General features: G+C 32.4%; 19 protein-coding genes. 17 read left to right on the top strand and 2 right to left on the bottom strand.

All coding sequences use genetic code 11. The features are described from left to right. Window positions 1-68 precede the first annotated feature (68 nt). The 6 genes from ACZIYX_RS14870 to ACZIYX_RS14845 all read left to right on the top strand — a co-directional run bounded on the left by ACZIYX_RS14870 (window position 69) and on the right by ACZIYX_RS14845 (window position 7,442). The gene (locus tag ACZIYX_RS14870; RefSeq protein ID WP_462683043.1) at window positions 69-2,567 is read left to right on the top strand and encodes a PIG-L family deacetylase; all 2,499 of its coding nucleotides are present in this window, start codon (window positions 69-71) and stop codon (window positions 2,565-2,567) included. Window positions 2,568-2,766: 199 nt separating this feature from the next. Next, a complete protein-coding gene (locus ACZIYX_RS14865) occupies window positions 2,767-4,479 on the top strand; it encodes a sodium:solute symporter family protein (RefSeq protein WP_462683042.1) in 1,713 nt (570 codons plus the stop codon). Then, entirely contained in the window at window positions 4,479-5,459 is a 981-nt protein-coding gene (locus ACZIYX_RS14860; protein ID WP_462683041.1) for a Gfo/Idh/MocA family protein, read from the top strand. The genes ACZIYX_RS14865 and ACZIYX_RS14860 overlap by 1 nt, the downstream gene beginning before the upstream one ends. A gap of 848 nt (window positions 5,460-6,307) precedes the next feature. Beyond that, entirely contained in the window at window positions 6,308-6,862 is a 555-nt protein-coding gene (locus ACZIYX_RS14855) for a sigma-70 family RNA polymerase sigma factor (protein WP_462683040.1), read from the top strand. Window positions 6,863-6,868: 6 nt separating this feature from the next. Beyond that, window positions 6,869-7,126, top strand: a complete 258-nt coding sequence (locus ACZIYX_RS14850) for a hypothetical protein (protein ID WP_462683039.1) — start codon at window positions 6,869-6,871, stop codon at window positions 7,124-7,126. A 61-nt stretch (window positions 7,127-7,187) separates the two neighbouring features. Beyond that, window positions 7,188-7,442: a hypothetical protein gene (locus ACZIYX_RS14845; RefSeq protein WP_462683038.1), complete on the top strand. Its 255-nt coding sequence runs from the start codon at window positions 7,188-7,190 to the stop codon at window positions 7,440-7,442. On the opposite strand, the gene ACZIYX_RS14840 is transcribed toward ACZIYX_RS14845, so the two are convergent. Continuing rightward, the gene (locus ACZIYX_RS14840) at window positions 7,431-8,261 is read right to left on the bottom strand and encodes a UbiA prenyltransferase family protein (protein ID WP_462683037.1); all 831 of its coding nucleotides are present in this window, start codon (window positions 8,259-8,261) and stop codon (window positions 7,431-7,433) included. The two genes, ACZIYX_RS14845 and ACZIYX_RS14840, sit on opposite strands and share 12 nt — an antisense overlap. A gap of 134 nt (window positions 8,262-8,395) precedes the next feature. Between ACZIYX_RS14840 and gcvP the strand changes: the two genes are divergently transcribed. From gcvP to ACZIYX_RS14795, 9 genes are all read left to right on the top strand, one after another. After that, a complete protein-coding gene (gene gcvP / locus ACZIYX_RS14835; RefSeq protein WP_462683036.1) occupies window positions 8,396-11,251 on the top strand; it encodes an aminomethyl-transferring glycine dehydrogenase in 2,856 nt (951 codons plus the stop codon). Between the two features lie 90 nt (window positions 11,252-11,341). Beyond that, window positions 11,342-11,707 (top strand): group III truncated hemoglobin, encoded by a 366-nt coding sequence (locus ACZIYX_RS14830; protein WP_462683035.1) that lies wholly within the window; start codon window positions 11,342-11,344, stop codon window positions 11,705-11,707. Between the two features lie 128 nt (window positions 11,708-11,835). After that, the gene (locus ACZIYX_RS14825) at window positions 11,836-12,894 is read left to right on the top strand and encodes a 3-oxoacyl-ACP synthase III family protein (protein ID WP_462683034.1); all 1,059 of its coding nucleotides are present in this window, start codon (window positions 11,836-11,838) and stop codon (window positions 12,892-12,894) included. Window positions 12,895-12,981: 87 nt separating this feature from the next. Next, the gene (locus ACZIYX_RS14820) at window positions 12,982-13,512 is read left to right on the top strand and encodes a class I SAM-dependent methyltransferase (protein ID WP_462683033.1); all 531 of its coding nucleotides are present in this window, start codon (window positions 12,982-12,984) and stop codon (window positions 13,510-13,512) included. A 124-nt stretch (window positions 13,513-13,636) separates the two neighbouring features. After that, window positions 13,637-14,485 carry a glycosyltransferase family 2 protein gene (locus ACZIYX_RS14815; protein ID WP_462683032.1) on the top strand — a complete coding sequence of 283 codons (849 nt, stop codon included), beginning with the start codon at window positions 13,637-13,639 and terminating at the stop codon, window positions 14,483-14,485. 80 nt (window positions 14,486-14,565) lie between these two features. Then, a complete protein-coding gene (locus tag ACZIYX_RS14810; RefSeq protein ID WP_462683031.1) occupies window positions 14,566-15,972 on the top strand; it encodes a TlpA family protein disulfide reductase in 1,407 nt (468 codons plus the stop codon). 92 nt (window positions 15,973-16,064) lie between these two features. Then, window positions 16,065-16,628, top strand: a complete 564-nt coding sequence (locus ACZIYX_RS14805; RefSeq protein ID WP_462683030.1) for a TetR/AcrR family transcriptional regulator — start codon at window positions 16,065-16,067, stop codon at window positions 16,626-16,628. Between the two features lie 68 nt (window positions 16,629-16,696). Then, window positions 16,697-17,443 (top strand): SDR family NAD(P)-dependent oxidoreductase, encoded by a 747-nt coding sequence (locus tag ACZIYX_RS14800; RefSeq protein WP_462683029.1) that lies wholly within the window; start codon window positions 16,697-16,699, stop codon window positions 17,441-17,443. 150 nt (window positions 17,444-17,593) lie between these two features. Continuing rightward, window positions 17,594-17,767 (top strand): carboxymuconolactone decarboxylase family protein, encoded by a 174-nt coding sequence (locus ACZIYX_RS14795; RefSeq protein WP_462683028.1) that lies wholly within the window; start codon window positions 17,594-17,596, stop codon window positions 17,765-17,767. A 79-nt stretch (window positions 17,768-17,846) separates the two neighbouring features. Here the strand turns inward: ACZIYX_RS14795 and pafA are convergent, their stop codons facing one another. After that, window positions 17,847-19,487, bottom strand: a complete 1,641-nt coding sequence (gene pafA, locus ACZIYX_RS14790; RefSeq protein WP_462683027.1) for an alkaline phosphatase PafA — start codon at window positions 19,485-19,487, stop codon at window positions 17,847-17,849. 113 nt (window positions 19,488-19,600) lie between these two features. Between pafA and ACZIYX_RS14785 the strand changes: the two genes are divergently transcribed. Both ACZIYX_RS14785 and ACZIYX_RS14780 read left to right on the top strand, forming a co-directional pair. Then, entirely contained in the window at window positions 19,601-20,338 is a 738-nt protein-coding gene (locus ACZIYX_RS14785) for an MlaE family ABC transporter permease (RefSeq protein WP_462683026.1), read from the top strand. Then, the gene (locus ACZIYX_RS14780) at window positions 20,338-21,102 is read left to right on the top strand and encodes an ABC transporter ATP-binding protein (protein ID WP_462683025.1); all 765 of its coding nucleotides are present in this window, start codon (window positions 20,338-20,340) and stop codon (window positions 21,100-21,102) included. Before ACZIYX_RS14785 ends, ACZIYX_RS14780 begins: the two co-directional genes overlap by 1 nt. Window positions 21,103-21,546 lie beyond the last annotated feature (444 nt).

Genomic DNA, 21,546 nt, shown 5'->3' with positions numbered 1-21,546 from the left:
AAACGATAAACCTGAGAATTTAATCTTTATATATTTGAAGGAAATCAATCAAAAATTGCACCAATATTATGCGAAAATTACTTTTTGTGGCTTGTATTCAAATTCTATTTCCTTGCTTTATACAAGGACAGCAACCCAAAAAACCCAATGCCTCAGAAATTTATCAAGCTTTACAAAAACTTAATTTTTTAGGGTCGGTCTTGTATGTTGCAGCGCATCCGGATGATGAAAACACTCGTTTAATATCCTATATGTCTAATCATACAAAAGCAAGAACGGCATATTTATCTTTAACCAGAGGGGATGGAGGACAAAATTTAATAGGTCCCGAAATCAGAGAACAATTAGGCGTAATACGAACTCAAGAATTATTAGCAGCCCGTAGAACAGACGGTGGAGAACAATTATTTACCAGAGCAAACGATTTTGGATATTCTAAACATCCAGACGAAACACTATCTATATGGGATAAAAAAGAAGTATTGAGCGATGTAATTTGGGCTATCAGAAAATTTAGACCAGATGTAATTATTAACCGTTTTGATCACAGAACACCCGGTAGTACACATGGGCATCATACCTCTTCTGCAATATTAAGTACCAAAGCTTTTGATATGAGTGCCAAAGACACAATTTATCCGGAACAATTAAAATATACAAAAACGTGGCAACCCAAACGCCTTTTTTTTAATACATCCTGGTGGTTTTATGGTAGTAAAGAAAATTTTGAAAAAGCAGACAAAACAAAACTTTTAGAATTTAATACTGGGGTATATTATCCATCCTTAGGGCTGTCAAATAGTGAAATTGCCTCTTTAAGTCGCAGTCAGCATAAATCACAAGGGTTTGGTAGTACAGGTAATCGTGGTAAAGAAAGTGAATATATAGAATTAATTAAAGGAGAATTACCCAAAGATAAAACTAACATTTTTGAAGGAATCGATACCTCCTGGAATCGTGTAAAAAATGGTAAAGTAATAGGAGATATACTTTTGCAAGTAGAAAAACTTTTTGATTTTAAAAATCCTTCCACCTCCATACCAGAACTGGTAAAAGCCTACCAATTAATCCAGCAATTAGAAGATGAACATTGGAAAGAAATAAAATCTAAAGAGATTCTTGAAATAATTGCATCCGTATCAGGGCTTTATCTTGAAGCTGTAACTACAGATATTAATACCACAAAAGGAAGTGTAGTATCCATAAAGGCAGAAGCTATAAACAGAAGTAATTCTAATATGACTTTAGAATCTATCCAAATTTCTGAAATAGGAATTAATGATTTCCCTAAAAAAGCTTTAGAAAACAATACCAGCAATACTTTTGAATTTAAAGGAAAGGTTCCCAACAATTTTGAGTACACCAATGCGTATTGGCTTAATAAAAAAGGCTCGTTGGGAATGTATCAAGTTACTGACCAAAAATTAATAGGCAAACCAGAAACAGAATATAAAATCAAAGCTGTTTTTACTGTAACGATAGAAGGAATTACTATTCCGTTTACCAAAACTGTTGTATATAAAACCAATGATCCTGTAAAAGGAGAAATATATAAACCTTTTGAGATCATTCCGGTTATATCTGCCAGCATTAAAGACAAAGTAATTATTTATGCAAATGGAGCTTCAAAACAAATACCTGTCAAAATAAAAGCAGGAAAATCCAATATTACAGGTACAATAACCCTTTCTCATCCCGAAGGTTGGCAAATTACTCCTACAAATTTAGATTTTAACCTTTCACAAAAAGGAGAAGAAAAAATAGTAGTTTTTGAACTTATCGCTCCAGAAAATCAAAGTGAAGGGTATATTTCTCCTGAAATAAAAATCGATAATGAGGTATACTCTAACGAAGTTGTTACTATTGATTATAACCATATCCCGTATCAAACAATAATAATACCTTCTGAAACCAAAGTAGTTCGGTTAGACATAAAAAAGAAAGGGCAAAATATTGGATATATTGAAGGGGCCGGAGATACCGTTCCTGAAAGTTTACGACAAATAGGATATAAAGTTACCAGTATTGATCCAGAATCTATTACTACAGAAAACATTAAATCGTATGATGCCATAGTTGTTGGAATAAGAGCTTATAACACGATAGACCAATTAAAATTTAAACAGCAATATTTATTAGAGTATGTAAAAAACGGCGGGAATTTAATACTGCAATACAACACCAATCATAGTTTAAAAGTAGCAGACAATTTAGGACCGTACCCCCTTAAACTATCCAGAGATCGTGTAACCGACGAAAATGCAAAAATTAATTTTTTATCACCAGAACATCCTGTATTAAATACTCCGAATAAAATTACAGATAAAGATTTTAACGGTTGGGTACAAGAACGAGGGCTATATTTTCCTAATGAATGGTCTAAAGACTATACTCCTATCCTATCTACTAAAGATGCAGGAGAAACAGAAAAAAAAGGAGCTCTTTTGGTTGCCAAATACGGAAAAGGATACTATATCTACACCGGATTAAGTTTTTTTAGAGAGTTTCCTGCGGGAGTACCTGGTGCATATCGCCTATTTGCAAATATGATATCTTTGGGAAAATAAAAGAATAACAAAATTTAGAAAATTTAATATGGAAAAGGTAAAAGGAAAATTAAAGTGGAAAAAATTATACACTGCTGTATTAATAATGAATGCCATATACATTCTGCTTTTCTACTTAATTACCAAAATCTATTCCTGATTTCCTTTTTAGATAATTATCCTTTACCACCAATAAATTAACTTAATCAATCAATCACTTATGCAAACCATAGACTGGATCATACTCTTAGGAACCCTACTTTTTATAGTACTATATGGTGCCTGGAAAACCAAAGGAAGTAAAAATGTCAAGGATTACATACGGGGAGGAAATGATGCACATTGGTGGACTATAGGATTATCTGTCATGGCAACCCAAGCAAGTGCTATTACTTTTTTATCTGCTCCGGGACAAGCATTTCATGATGGTATGGGTTTTGTGCAATTTTATTTTGGTGTACCTATAGCAATGGTGGTGATTTGTATTGTTTTTATTCCTATGTATCATAAATTAAATGTTTATACTGCTTATGAATATCTCGAAAGTCGATTTGATTTAAAAACCCGAAGCTTAACCGCTATCCTGTTTTTAGTACAAAGAGGGTTAGCTGCCGGAATAACTATTTTTGCACCATCCATAATTTTATCTGCTGTTCTAGGATGGGATCTAATGACCTTAAATATTATAATTGGTATTTTGGTTATTATATATACCGTATCAGGAGGAACAAAAGCGGTAAATATTACCCAAAAACAACAAATGGGCATTATTTTTACAGGCATGTTGGTAGCTTTTATTATTATAATCAGCTATCTCCCTGATGAAATAACATTTGCCAATGCTTTGGATATAGCCGGAGCAAGTGGTAAAATGGAAGTTCTTGATTTTTCGTTCGATCTTAATAACCGTTATACCGTATGGAGCGGTCTGATTGGGGGAACATTTTTGGCACTCTCCTATTTTGGAACAGACCAAAGCCAGGTACAACGATACCTAACTGGTAAATCTGTAAAAGAAAGCCAGCTAGGGCTATTACTTAACGGGCTTCTTAAAGTACCTATGCAATTCTTTATTCTTTTGGTTGGAGTTATGGTTTTCGTTTTTTATCAGTTCAACCCCTCTCCTTTAAATTTTAACCCTGAAGGAAAACAAGCAATTATAAATTCTGAATATAAACAACAATATACAGAACTAGAAAACCAGCTTGCCAAAATTCGTACAGACAAAGACCTAATCATCAAAGGATATCTTGCCGATCCAAAATCAAACGATAAAAGTTTGCTTCAAAAACTTAACAAAAAAGAAAAAGAAACTCGAAATGCGGCAAAAGAGTTGATAAAAAAGGCAAAACCCAATATTGAAACCAACGATAAGGATTATGTTTTTATTCATTTTATACTTAATAATCTTCCCCGAGGATTAATAGGGCTTTTATTAGCAGTAATATTATCTGCTGCCATGTCCTCTACTGCTTCAGAATTAAATGCTTTGGCTTCAACTACGGCCATAGACTTATATAAACGCAACATAAAACAAGAAAAAAGCGATCAACATTATGTCTCTGCCTCCAAACTATTTACATTGGGTTGGGGTATAATGGCTATTATAGTAGCCTGTTTTGCTAATTTATTTGATAATTTAATTCAACTGGTAAATATTATAGGATCTATTTTTTACGGAAACGTGCTAGGTATATTCTTATTGGCATTCTTTATAAAATTTGTGCATAGCAATGCTACTTTTATTGCTGCTATTATCACTCAAATTGCCATTATTTTAGTTTGGTATTTTGCAATATTCAGGCTAGAACAAATGGGATTAAAACCCTATGTTGGTTTTTTATGGCTTAACCTTATTGGTTGTGCCCTTGTTATGGGTATCGCTATTGTTATACAGCAATTAATAGGTTCAAAACCAAAAACCACCACCTAATGCATTCAAAAAAACATATAAATTGGGGTATTTTGGGCTGTGGTAAAATAGCACACAAATTTGCCAAGGATTTAAAATTTGTTTCTAATGCCAGACTTTATGCAGTAGCTAGCAGGGATCCAAAAAAAGCCCGGGATTTTGCTAATGTATATTCCTCTGTATTCTTTTATGAAAGTTATGAAGAAATGGCAAACAACCCTGATATACATGTTATTTACATTGCTACACCTCATGTTTTTCATTACAAGCATACTTTGCTGTGTCTAAATCATAAAAAAGCTGTTTTATGTGAAAAACCTTTTGCTATGAATCTTTCCCAAGTCGAAGAAATGATTGCCACTGCAAAAAAAAACAATGTATTTTTAATGGAAGCTCTTTGGACTTATTTTTTGCCGCATTATCAATATGTTTTGGATATAGTGACCAAAAAAGAGCTTGGAAATATTAAAAAGCTAACAGCCGATTTTGGTTTTACAACTACTTTTGATCCCGAAAGCAGGGTCTTTAATAAAAAATTAGGAGGAGGAAGTCTCCTGGATGTAGGAATCTATCCATTATTTGCAGCACTAAGTTGTATTGGATACCCAGACGATATAACAGCTCATGCAACCATAGGAAAAACCGGGGTTGATGAAAACTGTACTATTCAACTACATTACACAAACAGCGTAACCGCTTCTTTATTTAGTGCTGTTACCCAAAAAACAGATACCCAAGCCATTCTGGAATTTGAAAACGGAACTATCACCATTAATAGCCGTTTTCATGAACCATCCTCTGTTACCATTATTAAAAATGGAATTTCTAAAAAAATAGAATTTGATGTGATTACCAATGGTTATAATTTTGAAGCTATTCATGTACAAGAAATGATACTACAAAATCGTACAGAGAGCACCATAATGAGTTTCGAAAAAAGCTTACAATTAATAACATTATTAGATGCTGTTAGAAATAAAATAGGACTACACTATACATAAAAAAAGTAAAAACACATCCCCCCGTCCTTTTATTACTATGCAAAATAAATATCCAAAAAAACAAGCTTACCAAGCACAATCCTGTAAATATATTTTGGTTCAAATACAAACCTTCAGGTAGTTAACCCCACAAAGGATTAATAGAATTTAACTTGGGTTATCAATGTCGTTAAGTTAAGAATTTAAACTATGGATTTAAAGCTTGTTAATGATGGATTCCAGTCCAATTCTTCAACGGAATGACAAAATAACCAAAACACAATGCTTTCTGCTTGTCGTTCCAGCGTAGGCAGGAATCCATGAAGGAAGTAAAGGGGTATTTTTCTTTTACAGATATTTAATCCTCAAAAAGATACAGCTTAACTTAATGACATTGCTTGGGTTATGCAATAGAACTTCATAATAAAACTTTGAGAGACTTTGAGATATCATAAATACAATGATTTCTTAGTTATAACAACAGTCTACCCTAAGTTTATCGAAGGGCTATGATTAAATTAAAAAACCAAGTGTAACGATTGTATTTGCAGTAGATTAAAGGTGTAATAGATTTTCTATTACATAATCCGGATTAAACATTAATACAGCATTAACAAATTATTTTTTTATCTATTCTTTATTAAAAAATATAACCGTAACTATACTTTGTCATAGATCAGTACAAGTGCTATACCCAATGCCGGATCAAGTTAGAAAAAAAGCTTTTGTCTTGAATACTTAAGTTAAAATGGTATAAAAACAAAACTAATAGATATTCTTAATACCACATAAATCATTCTTTATTAAAAGCTCCTGTGAAATTCGACTTTTTATCCTATTTTTGGAACACCAAATAACAGAAAAGAACCATGCCGACAAACACCATAGATCCCAATACATGGGTAGATAAATATAGTGATTACTTATTTAACTACACCGTCGTAAGAGTTGATGATAAGGAAATTGCACAAGATCTAGTTCAAGAAACGTTCTTTGCCGGGCTTAAATCCATGAAAAATTTCAAAGGTGAAGCTAGTGAGCGTACTTGGCTTATTTCTATTTTGAAAAGAAAAATTATTGATCACTATCGTAAAATTAACAGTGCCAAAGGCAAAGCAGAAGTAAGAATCAATTACAGTTCTGACTCTGAGACAGAAGGAGATTGGTTGGAAGAAAGAGTAGCAGATCCTTTTGATGGCAATGCTGATACCGAGATTGAAAATAACGAATTAGGTTTGGCCATACATAATTGTATGGAAAAATTGCCTCAAAAACAAGCCTTGATTTTTAAAATGAAAACAATACAAGATTTCGATACCGAAACTATTTGTAATGAATTTGATATTACTGCGTCTAACTTATGGGTTATCATCCATAGAGCTCGTACAGCAATGGCAGAGTGTTTAGAAAAAAATTGGTTTTAGAAAAAAATGAGTAAGAAAAAAGGATTTTTTGTAAGTTGTCCTGATGCTAATCACTTTTGTGATAAGAATCAATATAAAGAAGCTACTTTTTGGGAGAAAGTAAAACTAAATATACATCTTATATATTGTAATGCTTGTAGAAAATATTCTGCAAAGAACAACAAATTAACCAAGTTAATCAAAAACACAAAAGTAATCACCATCACCCCTTCTGATAAGGAAATTATGAAGGAAAAACTAAAGCAAAAAATGTCTGAAAAATAGTAATATTTTGATTCAGCATATCAGTCACTATAAAGTAAAATGATTGTTTAGAAATAGTTTAATGGAGTCTACTAATAAGTTATTTATATCCTGTGAAGAAGCAAAATACATTTGTGATAAAAATCAGTATGGAGAAGCCTCTTTGATTGAGGTCATAAAACTTAATATTCGCTTAGCTTATTGTAAAGTTACACGGGCATACTCCAAAAGAAACACCAGATTAACCAAAACCATTAAAAGCTCTAATATCAAATCCATTAGCCCTGTCGATAAAGAGCGAATGAAACAACAAATACAGGAAGAATTAACTAAATAATTCTTGTAAAACAATAACTATTATTAGCCACATTACAGGTATACTTTCTACCCAAAACGAACAATAATATTCAGATTGTTTTTTTTCTGTCCCCCATAAAAAAAGCAGGCTTATTGTGGTTATGATGATAGTGCTTAAAATTTCTATAGAAGACAACATGTCGGTTTTTAATGCAGTAAGCAGTAAAAAAATAACCAGTAAAATACTCCCAAAAACTTTGGTTCTGGTAACCCCTATTTTTTGCGGAATTGTTTCTAAAGCAACATCATCATACTGAAGATCTCTTACTTCAAAAGGCAACATCATTACCACTATAAATAAAAAACGCTGAATCATTTCTATTAAAAAATCGAAACTTAAATTCCCTTTAATATGAACTAACGGAACCAATACCGTTATCCCTGCCCAAACCACACCAATAATAAAAATTTTTATCCCTGCAAGACTTCTCAAATTTTTCTTATTAGGAAAAACAGGCACAACATACAATACTGTCAATACATTAAAAGGAAGCATATATATCAATGCCTCTGCCGAAACCTCTTTAGCAAAATAAATAAACAGAATACAACTTACAATCGTTAAAACACGAATCCCTTTCATAGACTTGGTTAATCGTCTGTGATATAGTTTAGATACTTTAGAGTATTTCACAAAATTATATGCGGTGATTGCTCCTAAAAAACTAAATAAAAGAAAATAATGCTGACCAGAAATTCCAAATTTTATAAATGTAACCTGTACCAGAGCACACATAGCTATCGCAACATGAATACTTCCATTTATGTAAAATCTGAATATACTTTTAAGGGTTTCCAAATTAAAAAATTAAGGGTATGTGTTAACAAAAGCCGAATTTGGTTAAAAACTAGTTATATCTAGGTTAATTAATTGTGAAAGTTTATTAATTTAATATGTATTTTTGGCGTCTCAATTTCAACTGTTTTTTCGCTATGAAAACTGATTCTTTCAAATTGCGTCATATAGGTCCATCAACAAAAGATCTTGACGATATGCTAAATATAATTAAAGCAGACTCTATAGAACAATTAATTAATGAAACTGTTCCGGATGATATTCTCTTAAAAAAACCGCTTAATCTTGATTTTGCAATGAGTGAGCAAGAATACTCGGCACATATACAAAAACTTTCTGCCAAAAATAGTGTATTCAAAACCTATATTGGTTTAGGATATCATGAAGCTTGTTTACCAGCAGTCATTCAACGTAATATTTTAGAAAACCCGGGATGGTATACTGCATACACACCTTACCAGGCAGAAATTGCACAAGGCAGGCTAGAAGCTTTATTAAACTACCAAACCATGATTTGCGATCTTACGGGAATGGAGTTAGCAAATGCTTCTTTATTAGATGAAAGCACAGCTGCTTCTGAAGCCATGACTATGTTATTTGCCATGCGCTCCAGAGATCAGAAAAAAAACAATGCTAACAAATTTTTTGTTTCTGAAGAAATATTACCACAAACCCTTTCCTTACTTAAAACAAGAGCTATTCCTCTAAATATAGAGTTAGTTGTAGGCGATCATCAGCTTTTTGATTTTTCTGCAGAATTTTATGGTGCAATTTTACAATACCCTGGTGTATCAGGACAAGTATATGATTATGCCGATTTTGTAGAAAAAGCGCATCAGGCAGAAATTAAAGTAGCTGTAGCAGCAGATATTTTAAGTTTAGTATCTCTTAAATCCCCAGGAAGTTTTGATGCAGATGTTGTTGTAGGAACCACACAACGTTTTGGTATCCCTTTAGGATATGGAGGGCCGCACGCTGCATTTTTTGCTACACGAGAAGAATATAAAAGAAATATTCCAGGCAGAATTATTGGGGTTACTCAAGATTTAAACGGAAATCGTGCCTTAAGAATGGCACTACAAACCAGAGAACAACATATAAAAAGAGATAAAGCAACCTCTAATATATGTACAGCACAAGTTCTTTTGGCTGTTATGGCAGGAATGTATAGCGTTTATCATGGTCCGGAAGGCTTAACTTATATAGCATCAAAAGTAAATTCTTATACAGTTACCTTAAGTAATACTTTAATCAATCTAGGCTTTGAACAACTTAACACAACTTACTTTGATACTATTCGTGTTAAAGCAGATGCTAATAAAATAAAAGAAATAGCTGAAAAAAGCGAAGTTAATTTCTATTATCCAGATTCGAAAACGATTTCGATATCCTTAAACGAAGCAACTACTTTAGAAGACCTTAATACAATTATTACCATTTTTGCTAAGGTCGCTCAAAAAAACGTACCCTTTATTAAGGAGGTTACTACAACGAGTAGTATTACAGAAAATCTAAAACGAAAAACAGAGTTTTTAACAAACGAAGTCTTTAACAAGTATCATTCTGAAACAGAATTGATGCGTTATATCAAAAAACTAGAACGTAAGGATTTGTCTTTAAATCATTCTATGATTCCTTTAGGATCCTGTACAATGAAATTGAATGCAGCCTCAGAGATGCTCCCGCTTAGTGATCCACAGTGGGCTAACATTCACCCTTTTGTTCCAATAGCACAAGCTGAAGGATATCAAAAAGTCCTAAAAAAACTAGAAGATCAACTTACAGAAATCACAGGTTTTGCTGCCACTTCTTTACAACCAAATTCTGGCGCACAAGGAGAGTTTGCCGGATTAATGGTTATTCGTGCTTATCATGAATCCAGAGGAGATCATCATCGTAACATCTGTTTAATCCCATCCTCTGCACATGGTACTAACCCGGCATCTGCAGTTATGGCTGGAATGACAGTAGTTGTTACCAAAGCTACCCAAGAAGGTAATATCGATGTAGAAGACCTTAAAGAAAAAGCCCTAAAACACAAAGATAACCTTGCTGCCTTAATGGTTACATACCCATCTACACATGGTGTATATGAATCTGCCATTAAAGAAATCACTAAAATTATTCATGACAACGGGGGGCAAGTATATATGGATGGTGCAAATATGAATGCCCAGGTTGGTATAACAAATCCTGGTGTAATAGGAGCTGATGTATGCCATCTTAACCTGCATAAAACTTTTGCAATACCACATGGTGGTGGAGGTCCCGGAGTTGGTCCTATTTGTGTAGCAAAACAATTAGTACCGTTTTTACCAGGAAATCCAGTTATTACTACCGGAGGAGATCAAGCAATAACCGCTATTTCTGCAGCACCTTGGGGATCTGCTATGGCGTGCCTGATATCCTACGGATATATAACTATGCTTGGAACTAATGGATTAAAAGAAGCTACACAATATGCTATTTTAAATGCCAACTATATTAAAGAACGTTTAAATGGTCATTATAGTGTCCTATATGAAGGAGAAAGAGGAAGAGCTGCTCACGAAATGATAATCGATTGCAGGCCGTTTAAATCTAATGGTATAGAAGTTACCGATATTGCCAAAAGATTAATGGATTACGGTTTTCATGCTCCAACAGTTTCTTTTCCTGTAGCAGGAACTATAATGATAGAACCTACAGAAAGTGAAAGTAAAGCAGAACTGGATCGTTTCTGCGATGCATTGATTTCTATTCGGCAGGAAATATCTGAAGCTAATGCTGAAAACCCTAATAATGTCATGAAAAATGCACCTCATACTCTGGCAATGCTAACCAGTGACATTTGGGATTTTCCGTATTCCAGAGAACAAGCAGCATATCCATTGCCCTATATAGCCGACAACAAGTTTTGGCCTTCAGTACGACGTGTGGATGATGCGTACGGAGACAGAAATTTAATATGCACCTGTGCTCCTATAGAAGAATACATCGAAAATGAAGCATAATATACAATAACCCCAGTAATCTCACGGGGGATTATAATTACAGGAGAGGTAACTACAAAGTTGCCTCTTTTTGATTAGCCTCAAAAAAACATGAAAGATATTACATCAAGAAAAGACATAGAATTTTTAATGCAAGCTTTTTATAAAGATGCATTTATTAATCCTGAAATTGGAGTATTTTTTACTGAAATCGCAAAGATAAATCTCGAAGAGCACATTCCTGAGATCACCGATTTTTGGGAACAACAGCTATTTAGAACAGCAGGCTATAAAAAAAACGTGATTCAAATTCATAAAAATTTAGATCATAAAAAAGCAATTCATAAAATCCATTTCGACACTTGGTTATCACTATTTCGAAATACCGTTGATGCAAACTTTAAAGGAGAAAAAGCAGAACTCATTAAAACAAGGGCTTTATCTATTGCTACAGTAATGCAATTAAAAATAAGGTAATCTTTATCGTTTCCAATCCAATTAATATTACAAAAAAGAGGTTGAGCATCGTAAAAACTATTATGCGTGCATAATAATTAATTATCAAAAGTTTACCTTACCTTTCCAAATTAATTAACTGATAGTAAATGAGTATTAAAATAACTGGTACAGGAAGCTATATTCCTGAAGAGATAGAAAAAAATAAAGATTTTATCCGTCATAATTTCTTTACCGAAAATGGAACGGAAATTATTGGTGAAACCAGTAATATAATAGACAAATTTAAAAAAATTACTGGTATTGAAGAGCGTAGATATGCATCTGGTAATCAAAATACTTCGGATCTGGCATTTCTATCCGCAGAAAAAGCAATTTTAAACTCGAAAATAGATCCCGAAACATTAGACTATATTATTGTTGCACACAATTTTGGAGATGTAGATAAAAATACTTTTCAAGGAGATACTGTACCTAGCATAGCAGCAAGAGTTAAACATAAATTAAAAATAAAAAACCCATATTGTGTAGCCTATGATGTCCTTTTTGGATGCCCTGGTTGGATAGAAGGAGTTATACAAGCACAATCTTTTATCAAAAGTGATATGGCTCAAAAATGCCTTATCATTGGTGCAGAAACCTTATCTCGCGTGATAGATAAACATGATCGGGATTCTATGATCTATTCTGATGGATCAGGAGCTATAATTCTGGAAAAGACAGAAAAAACAGGAGGGATTATATCTTCAATAAGTGCTTCATACACCTTAGAGGAGTGTAATTTTTTATTCTTCGGAAAAACAAATAACACCCTATCTAAAGATCAAAATAAATATATTAAAATGTATGGGCGAAAAATATATGAATTTGCCTTAAACAAGGTCCCTAATGCAATGAAAGCTTGCTTGGATAAAACCGATTTTAATATTTTAGACATAAAAAAAATACTTATTCATCAAGCAAATGAAAAAATGGATGAAGCCATTGTAAAAAGATTCTACGAGCTTTTTGATCTAAATACTCCCGATGGAATTATGCCAATGAGTATTAAAAATTTAGGAAATAGTAGTGTCGCTACCATACCTACATTATTAGATCTTATCCTAAAAGGTGAAATAAAAGATCAATCTATTAACCAAGGAGACCTTTTACTTTTTGCTAGTGTAGGAGCAGGTATGAATATCAATGCTTTACTCTATCAATTTTAATCCATATTTAAAATTCTTTTTTTTAGTTCTACATTGTAATCTATGTAATTCCCTATTTTTACATTTACAATTTCTGATTTAAACAATATGTACGAAGGAACCTTTCCTCATAAACGATATAAAAAAACTCTAGAATTTCTAAGAGAAAACGTTCCTGCCCCTGCCTCTGTTTTGGATTTAGGAGTAAGAAATCCATTTACAGAATTTATGGAAAAAGAAGGATATACCGTTAATAATACCTCTGGTGAAGATCTGGATATAAATACAGAAGCTGTAAAAATAAATAATGTGGATATTGTTACCGCTTTTGAGATCTTTGAACATCTAATTGCTCCTTTTAATGTATTAAAGGATATCAAAGCCAATAAATTAGTAGCTTCTATACCTCTAAAACTATGGTTCTCCCCTGCTTATCGCAGTAAAACAGATATGTGGGACAGACACTTTCATGAATTTGAAGATTGGCAGTTTGACTGGTTACTGGAAAAAGCAGGATGGAAAATTATAGCAAGAGAAAAATGGACACACCCAATAAAAAAAATTGGATTTCGTCCTGTATTAAGGTTTTTTACTCCTAGATATTATATAGTATATGCAGAAAGAGTTAAAAACTTCTAATATATCATTTTTTAATTTTGCAATCTGCAACTTCAGGATAAAATCAAGAGGCATCCTTCTGAAAACACATTTTATTTTCGAGGCAAACCTCAGGGATTAAAAACACAAAAACGTACACTATTTCGTGAAAACATATATTGTCATACCTACCCATAATGAAGAACGTTTTATAGCAAAAACGTTAAACTCTTTGGTATCACAAACTCTAATGCCTAAAAAAATAGTGGTCGTTAACGACAATTCTACAGATAACACCTGTGCTATTGTAAAGGATTTTATCCATCAGTATAACTTCATCAGTTTGGTTCACACCAATGCCTCCAGAGATCACATGCCAGGCAGTAAAGTTATTAATGCTTTCTACAAAGGTTATGCTACACTAGATAAAGATTATGACATTATCTGTAAATTTGATGCTGACCTTATTTTTCCTAAAGATTATTTAGAAAAAATAACAACCTCATTTAAAAAAGATGGTAGCCTTGGTATGGTTGGTGGATTTTGTTATATTCAAAAAGATCAAAATTGGGTATTAGAAAATTTAACCAATAAAGATCATATTCGGGGTGCCTTAAAAGCATATCGAAAAGCGTGTTTTGAAAATATAAATGGGCTTAAACCTGCAATGGGATGGGATACCATTGATGAACTATTGGCACAATATCATAATTGGACCATCAAAACCGAATCCCAACTACAGGTAAAACACTTAAAACCTACAGGAAATTCTTATACCCCAAAAGCAAGATATAAACAAGGAGAAGCTTTTTATAGTATGCGATATGGTTTTTGGATCACCCTTATTGCATCTATAAAATTGGCCCTGCTCAAAAAACAACCCGTATTGGTTATAGATTATTTGACAGGTTATTTTAAAGCAAAAAGAAAAAAACATACCTTTTTGGTTTCTGAAACAGAAGGAAAATTTATTCGCAACCTTAGATGGAAAAAAATGAAACAGAAAATATTTTAATAGTATTTTAGTAATAGAAAGCAGAATTGTTTTATTTTAATTTTATCGCAATAAATAGTAGCACATTAAAACATAAACTCATGAAAATCAAATCACTTATTTTATTATCAGGCTTCACCATATTTCTGGTTTCTTGTAACAAAAATAGTAAAGCAGAGGATGCAAGTTATGTTTTGTTTTCTGGTAAAATTAGCAATACTATAGAAAATGAAATTAGCGTATATGGCAACAGCAACAACTTCAATAAAATAATCCCAATACATCCTGACGGCACATTTTCAGATACTTTAAGAATTGAAGATAATGGTTCTTATAGTTTTATAATTGGTCAAGAACAATCTAATATGTATTTAAAAAAAGGAGATGAATTAGAACTATCCATAGATACTCAAAGATTTGACGAGAGTATTGTATACAAAGGTAATGCCGCAGATGTAAACAACTATTTGGCTGAAATATTCCTTGTAAAAGAAAGTTTTATAAAAGATGGACCTAAAGGTCATGAGGAACTTTTTAGTAAAGAAGCTATAGAATTTAAAGAAGAAATTCTTAGACAAGAACAAGTAAAAAATGAGGTTCTTAAAAAATACAAAAATCTGGATTCAGAATTTATAGCAGCACAAAAAAAAGAAAATCATTATGACTATTTATCTAAACTTAATGAGTATACACCTAATCATCGTTACATTACAAAAAATGAAGAATACCAAGTCCCAGATGGCTTTTTGGATGAATTGAACGATTTTAATATAGATATTGCCCAAGACTTTGATGCCTCAAACGCATATAAAAGACTAAGTATTTCTATCTTTTATAGAATTTCTGAAGAAAAAGCAGGCAAGGACAGTATTTCTTTTAGTAAAGCATTAATGGATAATTTAGCTACGATTAAAAGTGAAAACATTCGAAATTCTTTTATAAAAAATATAGCTTATGAAGTATCTCCTGAAAATGAAAATGCAAGTGAATTATATTACATGCTTATGGAGACATCGGAAGATGAGGAATTCAAAAATGAATTAACTGCTAAATTTGAAAAAATAAAACAGTTGGTAAAAGGAAATGAATCTCCTGTATTTTCTAATTATGAAAACCATCAAGGAGGAACAACCTCATTAAGTGATCTTAAAGGAAAATATGTATATATTGATGTATGGGCAACTTGGTGTGCTCCTTGTAAAGCCGAAATACCTTATCTTAAAAAAATCGAAGAACAATATCACAATAAAAATATTGAGTTTGTAAGTATCTCGGTAGATCGAAAACAACAATATGATATCTGGAAATCTATGGTCAAAGACAAAGAATTAGGTGGTATACAATTATTTGCAGACAATAGCTGGTCGTCTCAATTTGTTATAGATTATAATATTGAAGGAATACCACGCTTTATTTTGATTGATCCAAACGGTAAAATAGTAAGTGCAAGTGCTCCAAGACCATCTGACCCTGAATTGTTAAAAGTTTTTGAAGGATTAGATCTCTAAAAATAGAAAACTATATTTTTATTTTAGTTAAGTAAATCTCAAAAAAAGACAAGTCTGTCTTTTTTTGAGATTTGTTTTTATATATTTGTAATATGAAACACTCTTTGGTCAGACAACATATTATAGAAACTGCTTCGGATCTTTTTTACCGCAAAGGATATAATCTTACCGGGATAAATGAGATCATAAAAGAAACAGGAATTGCAAAAGCTACTTTATATAACCATTTTGCTTCTAAAGAGGATATTTGTATTGCCTACTTAGCTCATAAAAATGATAGATTTACAAAAGATATAAAATCATTTGTGTATAGCGCAAATAAAGGAAAAGATCAACTATATGCTTTGTTTCATTTTCTTGTTGCTTTTTTTAACGAAAAAGGTTTCAACGGGTGTTGGTGTTTAAATACTATTGCCGAAATACCAAGTGAAAATCAAAAAATAAGAAAGAAAATCCAGGAACAAAAAGAAGTTTTCATTTTATTTATTAAAAAATTAATAGAAGATAATTATAACCAAAATGAAGATTCAAAAAACGAAGAGTTGGCCAGAAAAATCTATTTAATCTATGAAAGTTCGATTGCCGAAAGCAAATTACATCAAAATATCTGGCCTATTCAATCCGGATTATCATTATGTAAAAGCATATTGAATTAAAAAAATTTATTCGAAAAAAGACAGACTTTTCTGTCTAAATTTAATTTACTTAAACATAATAAAAAAAAATGACACTATTTAAAAACAAGACAGCCTTGGTTATTGGAGGAACAAGCGGAATTGGTAAAGCAACAGTAAACACTTTAATTGAAAGAGGAGCTACAGTGCATGTGGTAGGCAGAAACATTTCTAAAATACAAGATGCAAATAATGTAATTAAGCATCAGGTTGATATTACCAACACTTCTAATGTAAATGAATTAATAAATACTATTTCTAACTTAGATCGCTTAGATTATTTGGTAAATGCATCTGGTATTTTTGGTCCTAAATCATTTTTAGAGCATACTCTAAAAGATTATGATTCGTATCAAGATCTTAACAGAGGATTCTTTTTTATTACTCAAGCTGCTGCAAAAAAGATGAAAGAAAACAATAGCGGATCTATTGTTAACGTAGGCTCAATGTGGGCGAAACAAGCTGTAAAAGCAACACCTTCCTCTGCTTATTCTATGCAAAAAGCAGGTTTACATTCTCTTACACAACATCTGGCGATGGAACTGGCAGATCATGGTATTAGAGTAAATGCTGTATCTCCTGCCGTGGTAGAAACCCCTGTTTACGACAGTGTTTTTGGCGGACCTGATGAAGCAAAAAAAGCTTTGGTTGGATTTAACAATTTTCATCCTATAGGAAGAAACGGCACCCCACAAGATATTGCCAACAGCATAACCTTTCTTTTATCGGATCAAGCATCCTGGGTTACAGGAGCTATTTGGGATACCGATGGTGGGGTAACTGCAGGAAGAAATTAATTCATCAAAAAAAGATTAACTATGTACGATATGAATAACCTAAAACAATTAGGTGTATTAAGCAAAAACGCTTCTGGAGCAATAAAAGTATTTCAAAATGACAGTATTATATTACAAGAAAGGGCTGTACCTATATAATATAAAGAGTTAATGGCTGTTGCCGTAGCATTAACCACACAATGCTCATATTGTTTAGAAATACATAAAACAAAAGCCATAAATGCTGGTGCAACTCAAGAAGAACTTGCTGAAACCACGTTTGTAGCCGCTGTATTGCGCGTTGGTGCAGCTGTAGTTTATGGAGTCCACCTTATGGAAAAATGATACAATCCAGGGTTAAAAAATTAAAGAGTAAAGTCTAAAAAAAAACAGACTTTACTCTTAATATAAAATATCTTATGAATTATTCTAAAACAAAAGACAATACATTTCCTGTAGCTCCATTAGGGAAAGAAATCCCTAGCATTGCTGAAACAGTAGGTGCTATATCTGGTATATATGTTTTATGGGTAGTACTCCCTTTTTTAATACCATGCCCAAAAAACAACAATGGCACATGAGTATCATAAGGTAATCCGCTACCATGAGTAGAACCAGTTTTTGAATGAGAAACAGTAGCAGGGTCTAAAACAACCACAACATCGCCACTTCTTTTTTGGTTGTACCCTTTCTGTATTAACCTAGCAATTCCCGAAGAGTATTCTGTGTTTTCTAACTGACTTCTGGTAAACACTTTATCAATTTGATTTTCTTGCAGTACAAAATGAGCTATTGCTTTTTGTAAATCTGCAGAAACCACTTTATTTTTTCTTAATGCTTCGTAATTAAAAAACACCTGATTATTAGATATGTTTTCAATAAGACCTTCTGCCTTGAATTCTTCTTTTACAAATAATTCAATTTTTTTGATAAAAACATCTGTATCAAAATAACCTGCAGGAATTTTAACCGATTGTAAATAAGCAGGTACATTAACCGCACCGTGATCTGCTGTTAAAAAAACAGTGTACTCCCCTTTTCCTACTTTAGTATCCAAAACATTCAAAAAACGCTCTAAATCTTTATCCAACCTCAAATAAGTATCTTGAATCTCTTTAGAGTTTACTCCAAAATCATGTCCAACATAATCTGTACTCGAATAACTTACGGTAAGAAAGTCAGTAATCTCATCTGCCCCTAATTGTTCCCCTTCAATTGCCGCAATTGCAAAATCTGTAGTTAAACTGTTTCCAAAAGCTGAATATTTAATAATATCAAACCCAGAATTTTGATCTTTTAGTTTTGTTAAATCATAAGGAAATGTTACTGTTTCTTTCCCTTTAAAGCCGCCTTCAAATTCATTTTGATCTGCACCACTTTCTGTATATGTTTTAATATCATATAAAGTATTCCATACTTTAAAATAAGATTCTGCTTTATCTGAATCATTAAATTGTTTAACCCAATCTGGTAATTCATTACGATAATAAGTACTTGTTATCCAATTACCTTCATCTTTACCTCTAAACCAATATGCCCCGTTAGCAGAATGACCAGCTGGTAAAATAGCACCACGATCTTTTATTGCAATACCAATTGTTTTTCCTTTTAATTGTGTATGTAATCTATTTTGATCTGCTACAGTAGTAGTTTTCATTCGTCTAGGAGACATTCTTTCCAACTTACTATCTGATCCAACTGCCATAACTGTAGAATCGCCTGCACAGTATACTATTTCTTTACCAAACTTATCATACCAGTTATTTGAAATTATACCATGATTCTGCGGTGTGGTACCAGTATAAACAGAAGCATGTCCTGGCCCTGTATATGTAGGCACATAATTAAAGTGGTTATTCTTACAATTAAAACCATCATTGATCATACGTTTAAACCCCCCATCTCCAAATCTGTTATAAAAACGAGTTAGATAATCATACCGCATTTGATCCACTACTATACCTACTACCAACTTTGGAGAGTTTTTTATATTAGGTTTTTCCTGTGATTTGCCTGATATACTATACAATACAAAAAATAGAATCAAAAATATTTTTTTTACCATTACTTTTTTTATTTAGATCGTAAAAATACTATTTGCACAAATGTAAAACTTTAATAGAAGGTTAAATGCTATAGATATTTTTTTTTCTATTTTAGCTTCTTCAATTAATATGCATGTTTTACTTAGACGATATTGGTCGCTATTTTTTAATGTTAAAAGGAGTTTTTAGTAAAATGACTAAACGCTCTGTACTACGCAATCTTATTTTTAAAGAGATCGATGATTTGATTATAGGTTCTTTAGGAATAACAATTTTTCTTGCTTTTTTTATTGGTGCCGTAGTTGCTATACAAACTGCGCTTAATCTTACCAACCCTTTAATCCCCAAAAAGCTTATTGCTTTTGCATCAAGACAATCTGTGATACTAGAGTTTGCTCCTACTTTTATCTCTGTGATTATGGCTGGTAAGGTTGGTTCTTTTATTACCTCGAGTATTGGAACTATGAGAGTAACCGAGCAAATTGATGCACTAGAGGTAATGGGTATTAACTCTCTTAATTATTTGGTTTTCCCTAAAATCGTAGCAATGCTTATGTATCCGTTTGTGATTGCTATTGCTATGTTTATGGGTATATTTGGCGCGTATATTGCCGGGGTATATGGTGGGTTTGTTTCTACCAATGATTTTTTAACCGGTCTGCGGGAAGAATTTATCCCCTATCATCTTGTATATGCTTTTATAAAAACTTTTTTGTACTCTTTTTTATTAGCTACTATACCATCTTTTCATGGCTATTACATGAAAGGGGGAGCTCTGGAAGTTGGTAAAGCAAGTACTTCTGCCTTTGTTTGGACTACTGTTGTTATTATTATATCTAATTATATTCTTACTCAATTACTACTAAGCTAATGATAGAAGTTACTAATTTGCACAAGAGTTTTAATGGCGAGGAAATCTTAAAAGGAATTACAACTACTTTTGATCGTGGAAAAACTAATCTTATTATTGGTACTAGTGGAAGTGGAAAAACTGTTTTCTTAAAATGCCTGCTAGGTCTTTTTACACCAGAGCAAGGTGAGATTTGTTATGATGGAAATAAATACTCGGAACTGGATGAAAAAGAGCAAAGAAATCTCAGAGAAAAAATGGGGATGGTTTTTCAAGGCAGTGCTTTGTTCGACTCTATGACTGTTGAAGAAAATATAATGTTTCCTCTTATGATGTTTACCAAACAAAAGAAAGAAGAGATGTTAGAGAGAGTACATGAAGCTATAAACAGAGTAAATCTGGAAAATGCAAATAACAAACTACCATCTGAAATTAGTGGTGGTATGCAAAAACGGGTTGCTATTGCCCGAGCTATTGTGACTCGTCCAAAATATCTTTTTTGTGATGAACCAAACTCTGGACTAGACCCAAGAACTGCCATTGTTATAGACAATCTTATTAAGGAAATTACAGAGGAGTACGACATCACTACTGTTATCAATACCCATGATATGAACTCTGTAATGGAAATAGGCGAAAAAATAATTTTCCTAAAAAATGGTCATTTGGAGTGGGAAGGAGATAAAAGTCAAATCTTTAAAACTAATAACGAGGCGGTTACTGATTTTGTATATTCTTCAAATTTGTTCAAAAAAGTCAGGGATGCACAGCTAAAAGGGCTATAATGCAACCAAAAATATTTTTGATGCACATATAACTCTTCCTTTTTTATCATAAAACAATATACCTTAAGCAAATTATTGTCCTTTATAATTTGCTTGGCATTTCACCAAGATTTTTTTCGGTTTTTATAAATTGTATTTCTCATACAAAACCTATATCTCCATACAAATAGGTATTTCCTTTTAACCCTTTGTAACTCCTTCATCCTTCTGTTTAATACCAATTGTATTTTGAATTTACTTGTTAGAAAAGTGGAAAAAATCACCATTTTATTTTTAAAAATAGCGAGATTACATTTAAAACAGTAGAAATGCTTCTATATTTCCACCTACAAATCAATAAATTACACTACATACCACCCTCAACCCCAAAACCAAACGTACCTGGGAATCCCTGCTTATGTTTTTTATAAAAAACACCTCGGTGTCCGAAAATGAAACTTTTAA

It is taken from the genome of Aquimarina sp., assembly GCF_977115655.1.
The sequence above is the reverse complement of the archived record's forward strand: the minus strand, read 5'-3'. Positions and strand labels throughout refer to the sequence as shown.

What these genes read in the sequence shown, in the direction of transcription:
- ACZIYX_RS14855 (WP_462683040.1), top strand. Translation starts at nt 6,308, where the DNA reads ATGCCGACAAACACCATAGATCCCAATACATGGGTAGATAAATATAGT.
- ACZIYX_RS14805 (WP_462683030.1), top strand. Translation starts at nt 16,065, where the DNA reads ATGAAACACTCTTTGGTCAGACAACATATTATAGAAACTGCTTCGGAT.
- ACZIYX_RS14845 (WP_462683038.1), top strand. Translation starts at nt 7,188, where the DNA reads ATGGAGTCTACTAATAAGTTATTTATATCCTGTGAAGAAGCAAAATAC.
- ACZIYX_RS14865 (WP_462683042.1), top strand. Translation starts at nt 2,767, where the DNA reads ATGCAAACCATAGACTGGATCATACTCTTAGGAACCCTACTTTTTATA.
- ACZIYX_RS14810 (WP_462683031.1), top strand. Translation starts at nt 14,566, where the DNA reads ATGAAAATCAAATCACTTATTTTATTATCAGGCTTCACCATATTTCTG.
- ACZIYX_RS14860 (WP_462683041.1), top strand. Translation starts at nt 4,479, where the DNA reads ATGCATTCAAAAAAACATATAAATTGGGGTATTTTGGGCTGTGGTAAA.
- pafA (WP_462683027.1), bottom strand. Translation starts at nt 19,487, where the DNA reads ATGGTAAAAAAAATATTTTTGATTCTATTTTTTGTATTGTATAGTATA.
- ACZIYX_RS14785 (WP_462683026.1), top strand. Translation starts at nt 19,601, where the DNA reads ATGTTTTACTTAGACGATATTGGTCGCTATTTTTTAATGTTAAAAGGA.
- ACZIYX_RS14820 (WP_462683033.1), top strand. Translation starts at nt 12,982, where the DNA reads ATGTACGAAGGAACCTTTCCTCATAAACGATATAAAAAAACTCTAGAA.
- ACZIYX_RS14825 (WP_462683034.1), top strand. Translation starts at nt 11,836, where the DNA reads ATGAGTATTAAAATAACTGGTACAGGAAGCTATATTCCTGAAGAGATA.
- ACZIYX_RS14870 (WP_462683043.1), top strand. Translation starts at nt 69, where the DNA reads ATGCGAAAATTACTTTTTGTGGCTTGTATTCAAATTCTATTTCCTTGC.
- ACZIYX_RS14800 (WP_462683029.1), top strand. Translation starts at nt 16,697, where the DNA reads ATGACACTATTTAAAAACAAGACAGCCTTGGTTATTGGAGGAACAAGC.
- ACZIYX_RS14830 (WP_462683035.1), top strand. Translation starts at nt 11,342, where the DNA reads ATGAAAGATATTACATCAAGAAAAGACATAGAATTTTTAATGCAAGCT.
- ACZIYX_RS14850 (WP_462683039.1), top strand. Translation starts at nt 6,869, where the DNA reads ATGAGTAAGAAAAAAGGATTTTTTGTAAGTTGTCCTGATGCTAATCAC.
- gcvP (WP_462683036.1), top strand. Translation starts at nt 8,396, where the DNA reads ATGAAAACTGATTCTTTCAAATTGCGTCATATAGGTCCATCAACAAAA.
- ACZIYX_RS14780 (WP_462683025.1), top strand. Translation starts at nt 20,338, where the DNA reads ATGATAGAAGTTACTAATTTGCACAAGAGTTTTAATGGCGAGGAAATC.
- ACZIYX_RS14795 (WP_462683028.1), top strand. Translation starts at nt 17,594, where the DNA reads ATGGCTGTTGCCGTAGCATTAACCACACAATGCTCATATTGTTTAGAA.